This is a genomic window from Streptomyces sp. NPDC045701 (assembly GCF_056432045.1).
On sequence record NZ_JBWKJV010000139.1, the window covers coordinates 1 to 3762 of the forward strand.

The window sequence follows — 3762 nt, forward strand, 5'->3', positions numbered from 1 at the left end:
GGGTGATCTCCGCCGGACCGGCAGGGACCACAGATTCCAGCAACTGCCCGGCCCTGGCCGCGGACAGGTCGCGCGGTGCGCCGCCCGGCAGGAGGACACGTAGCAGCGCGTGGAGCTGGTTGACCGCGCGGACTCTGGCCTGGGCGAGATTGCTGCGCCGCTCATCCAGCAGCGCCAGTGCGTCCGTTGAGCCCTCGGGCTGCACGGGCCTTGCGTCGCCTTGGAGTGCGGCGGCGCATGCCGCCGCGGCCGCGTCGATGCGGTCGTTCTTGCGGCCTGCCCCGCGCGAGAGCTGGCGGACCCGGGCGGTCGCGCTGGGCGGGACACCGACGACCTCTTCTCCCCGGGCGAGCAGCCATGAGGTCAGGTGGTGTCCCAGGCCCCTCGCGTTCTCCACGGCCCATCGCCGCTCGGGCCACTGGCGTGCCCAGTCCAGTCGCGGGGGAGCTCGACCCCCGAAACCGCTGATCGCGGCGTTCGCCGGTCAGATGCGGGCTGCCGGCTATGCCGTCGAGTCGATCCTCGCTGCCTTGAACCTCATCCGCCCTGCGGCCGTTGCGGCTGCCGGGCAGTGGACGGCCGGCGGCGACGGGTGCCGGCGCTGATGCCGGCCTCGGCGGGTGGAGCAGCGGCTCTCAGGGTGGGCTGAAGATCGCGGCACGAACTTTGCGGGCGTGGTGACGAGGCGGAGGATGCGGCGCGACTGGTGGTGACGAGGTGTCCGGCCGCGGTGGGACAGGCGGAGCCGTAGTCGGGTCGGGGGCGGCTGCATGAGGGCGGTGCTGCGCCGGCCCGGTGACGCCGCACCGACGTCTCACGTGCGGTCCTCGAGGGGGCGTTAACCAACCGGCCCAAGTTGCCGTAGCCAGTGTTCCGTCCGGCCGGCCGACGTCATGTCTGCACCAACCTACTATGTTCGCCGAAACAGAGGAGACCATAATGAATTCCCGTCGTTCCAAAATCACCGCCTGCCTCGTCGCTGGCGTGGTGCTCTCGACTGGTTTCGCCGCTTCTGGCGCCCATGCAGCGAATACGTCAGCAGATGAGCCCATTTCAGCAAGTACGTCGTACAACACGAATGGGTACAACATCAAAAACTGGACTGACCGAACACTTACTGTGACGAACATTCGTAAAATTTGCAACGAATTCCCCTCATATACTTACGGCCAGATCGAGGGGCTGTCTTATGGTACGAAAATCAATCCAGAGTCCACAGTCCATCTGGAGATTGATCGTTCGACTCACCAGGATTGCTACGCCTTCGACCTATCGGACGACAAGGGAGGAAAATACTCCCTGCACGCCATGACGAACGGTGTCGGAGTGGACTCATCCTCCGAGGCCTTCAAGAGTGACACCCCCAATGTTGTGACGCTTGATCATCATCTCACTGCTGGGTACTCCACTAATTTCAAGATCTGGAGGTACTGAGACCGGCCGGCAAATGGTCACTTGAGGTGTCGGGTGGTGGGCGGCCCTCCCAGCGGTAACGGCTCGCCGAGCGTCAGATGAGCATGCGGAGCGTGACGAGAGTGGCGGCGAGGCAGAGGTAGAAATCCACTGCCTCGCCGCTCCTCTCGCTGCAGCGCCGGAGTTTGCCGGAGTTGTTCATCCACGAGTGGGTGCGCTCGGCCATCCAGCGCTTGCCTGCTGGAATCGAGGCGGAATTCCCTTGCGTGCGATGCCCGTGAGACCCAACTCGGCTGTCAGCAAACGGGACTTGTGCTGTCGCGGCCTCGGTCGAGGTTGACGTTCTGATGGGCCCCGAGCTTTTCGGGACACGCGGTCAAAACGATATAAGGCAGCTGGTCCACTCTTCGATGACTTCCATGGGGAAACGGTGCCCGATGCGGGAATGCAGCCTGCGGTGGTTGTAGAAACCCCCGATGAATCGTATGACTTCGCGTCGTGTTTCCGCCTTGGCGGCGAACCTGCGATGGCGGACGTTCTGTGTCTTGAGTTTCCCGAAGGAAGATGAGCCGCAGCATTGTCGAAACATGATCCAGTTCGCCCGGTCGATTTCCGGATGCTGCGGGCGGCAAGGGTTTCAGAGAACTCTTGGGAAGTTATCGACTTCCTCTGCCGCTGGGAAGTATAGCCCCCGTGGGCAGGTGAACGCGTTCGGCGACCATTCGGACGGCCGGGGATACGAGGCTCGCCGGATACCGTTCGCCGATCGCCCAGTCAAGTACGGCTCTCGAATAGCAGTCGATGGTGGTGGCGAGATACAGAGGGCCTCCGGCGGTGTCGATCTGAGTGATGGCGACGATCATCTTCTCGCCCGGGGCGGTGGCGGTGAAGTCGCGCTGCAGCAGGCCGGGAACGGCCGGTCCTGCAGGTGCTGCAGCCGTGAGGGTCTGTTGGGCGTGTGACGCGTTGGTCCGTTCGTGAGTACAGAGCGGGCGCTCAGGTGTGGGCCGGGCTGGTTCGAGGACTTCTTCGTCTCGCTGGCCGGGGTGTTCGGGCGGGCGGACCGGCGGCGGACGGCGATGTCGTATCCCCTCCGAAGCCCCGATTCCTAATCTGGATGTCAAGCAGCCAGGGTGGCGGGTGGTGTGGGTTCGTAGCACCGTCCGTCACGAAGGAGGGCCCACAGGACGTTGACTCGTCGGCGTGCGAGGGCCATGACGGCCTGGCTGTGTCGTTTGCCTTCGGCTCGCTTGCGGTCGTAGAAGCGGCGGGACTCGTCACAGCAGCGGATGCTGATCAGCGCGGAGGTGTAGAAAACGCGCTGGAGACGCCGGCTGTAACGAGTGGGGCGGTGCAGGTTGCCGCTGATCTTCCCGGAATCGCGGGGTGTCGGAGAGACGCCAGCGAACGCGGCCAGCCGGTCCGCACTGGCGAAGGCGTCCATGTCACCGCCTGTGGCGGCAAGGAACTCGGCGCCCAGCAGGGCGCCGATGCCGGGCATACTCGCGATTACCTCTGCGGTGCGATGCTGGTGAAACCGGCCCTCGATGAGCTTGTCGATCTCGGTGATCTTCTCGTTAAGGGCCATCACCTCCTTCGCCAGGGAGTGCACCACGCGGGCGGTCATGTCCTCGCCGGGGACGCTGGTGTGCTGGCCTTCGGCGGCCTGGACGGCCTTGGCGGCGAGTTCGTCGGCGCTGCGGACCTTCCGGTTGCGCAGCCATGTTCCCAGCCGTCGGCGGCCGGCCCGGCGGATGGCAGCCGGGGTCTGGTAGCCGGTCAGGAGAACCAGGGGGCCGACGTTGCCCAGGTCGAGTTCGCGCTCCAGGCCGGGGAAGATCTCGGGTTAGGTGGCCGCGGAGCCGGTTGATGGTCCGGGTGCGGTCGTCGCTGAGGTCACGGCGGTGCCGGGTGAGGGCCTTCAGCTCGGACACCAGCTTGTCGCCGGGCCGCAGGGGTGTGAGGTCGCGCCGTATGCGGGCCTGACCGGCGATGACCGCCGCGTCCTTGGCGTCGGTCTTGCCGTCGCCCCGGTAGCCCTCGGAGGCCCGGTTGACTGCCCGTCCGGGGATGTAGAGGAGCTGCTGACCGTGGTTGAGCAGCACCGCGATCGCCAGGGCGGCCCCGCCGTCCGCCAGGTCGATGCCCCAGACCGCTTCGTCACCCAGGTCGAGAACGTCTGCGAGGAGCTGGAGCAGTTCGGTCTCCTCGTTGGCGACGCGCCGGGGCAGAAGTCGCCTGCCCGTGTCGTCGATCGGGACTGCTGCAGGGTTGAGTGACACCTGACCTGGCTTGCTGAGAAGCGGCCTGGAAGGATGTTGCAGTGCCCAAGCCCTATCCCAAGGAGTT

Annotated in this window: 2 protein-coding genes and 2 pseudogenes; 1 reads left to right on the top strand and 3 read right to left on the bottom strand. The window is 65.6% G+C overall.

Annotated features, from left to right (window positions below):
- On the bottom strand, nt 1-397 hold a 397-nt coding region (locus AC07DW_RS33675; protein WP_478861415.1), incomplete at its 3' end, for an IS110 family transposase.
- Nucleotides 398-939: 542 nt separating this feature from the next.
- Here AC07DW_RS33675 and AC07DW_RS33680 point away from each other — a divergent pair.
- A complete protein-coding gene (locus AC07DW_RS33680) occupies nt 940-1434 on the top strand; it encodes a hypothetical protein (RefSeq protein WP_478861416.1) in 495 nt (164 codons plus the stop codon).
- A gap of 73 nt (nt 1435-1507) precedes the next feature.
- Here AC07DW_RS33680 and AC07DW_RS33685 read toward each other — a convergent pair.
- A pseudogene (locus AC07DW_RS33685) lies at nt 1508-1654 on the bottom strand (IS5/IS1182 family transposase); the annotation flags it as partial.
- Between the two features lie 879 nt (nt 1655-2533).
- Nucleotides 2534-3695, bottom strand: a pseudogene (locus tag AC07DW_RS33690) (IS110 family RNA-guided transposase).
- Nucleotides 3696-3762 lie beyond the last annotated feature (67 nt).